Below are 1,040 nucleotides of genomic sequence, written 5' to 3'. Positions count from 1 at the left end.
GTCAGCCGCCACAGCAGTTTAATAACCAAATGAGCAATCAAGGCGCACCGCAGAATAACGGCGTCACCTATCAACGTGGTACACCAGCTCAGCAGAATAATCAGCCGCCAACGAGCATGGCGTCTGACCCAGTGGACGATATGGACATTCCCTTCTAGGAGGTAGTAATGATCTATTGTAGATACTGCGAAACTGAGAAAGCGGAGGGTGACTTTTATGAGTCATCCATCCGCAGTGATGGCAAGTCTGGTGACTGCAAAGAGTGCATACGCGCCAAGGCTAGAGCCAACAGAGCTAATAACATTGAAGCTCGCCGCGAGTTCGATAGAAAGCGAGCCAACAATCCTGACCGCGTGCAAGCGCGTAAGGATTACCAGCGTACCGAACGAGGCCAACGAAAGGCAAGCGCTGCCAAACGTGCTTACGCTGAGCGCAATCCATCGATACGCCAAGCACACAATGCGGTTAATAACGCATTGCGTGATGGCAAGATTGCAAAACCTTCTTGTTGCGAGACTTGCCAGCAAGAGGCTGAATTACACGGTCATCATTGCGACTACAACAAGCCGCTGGACGTTATGTGGCTGTGCGATCCGTGTCATAAAGCATGGCACAAAGATAACACGCCTATTTACTGTGACGAGCGCAAGCTGGCTTGACGGTCAGTTTTAACTTTTTGGAATAAAACATCAATCGTTTAGGCCGCTGGTATCAGCTAGTTGGTGAGGTGATGGCTCACCAAGGCGATGACGCTGGGGTTAGTTTGAAAGGACAACTGCCAGCCTAAACACCCTATTTTCAACTACTACGGAGTAAAAAGCATGGCAAAGATTAAAAACCGTGATAAGCGTAAAAAGGCGGCAGTAAGAAAGGCGAACCAGGTTAAAGCTGGCAAGCCGGAAATGTACGAAGGTTACATGAAAATCCCCCTCGATACCTCACTCACTGGCGATCAGGTTAGAAATCGAACTGAGTATTTTGACGAATGGATTAGCCCGAAGGTGCGCAAAGAGATATTAGAAGCGCCGCGCAAGTTTGTT

Annotated in this window: 2 protein-coding genes; both read left to right on the top strand. The window is 48.9% G+C overall.

Annotated elements, in window-relative coordinates; translation table 11 throughout:
• The first annotated feature begins 167 nt into the window (after window positions 1-167).
• Window positions 168-659, top strand: a complete 492-nt coding sequence (locus tag V7D75_RS14580) for a hypothetical protein (protein WP_333615144.1) — start codon at window positions 168-170, stop codon at window positions 657-659.
• 162 nt (window positions 660-821) lie between these two features.
• A partial coding sequence (locus V7D75_RS14575; protein WP_333615143.1) for a hypothetical protein occupies window positions 822-1,040 on the top strand: 219 nt, incomplete at its 3' end.

Source organism: Psychrobacter sp. (assembly GCF_036731945.1).
Classification (GTDB): Bacteria; Pseudomonadota; Gammaproteobacteria; order Pseudomonadales; family Moraxellaceae; genus Psychrobacter.
The sequence above is the reverse complement of the archived record's forward strand: the minus strand, read 5'-3'. Positions and strand labels throughout refer to the sequence as shown.

Coding starts and splice junctions, on each gene's coding strand:
- V7D75_RS14580 (WP_333615144.1), top strand. CDS start 168: ATGATCTATTGTAGATACTGCGAAACTGAGAAAGCGGAGGGTGACTTT.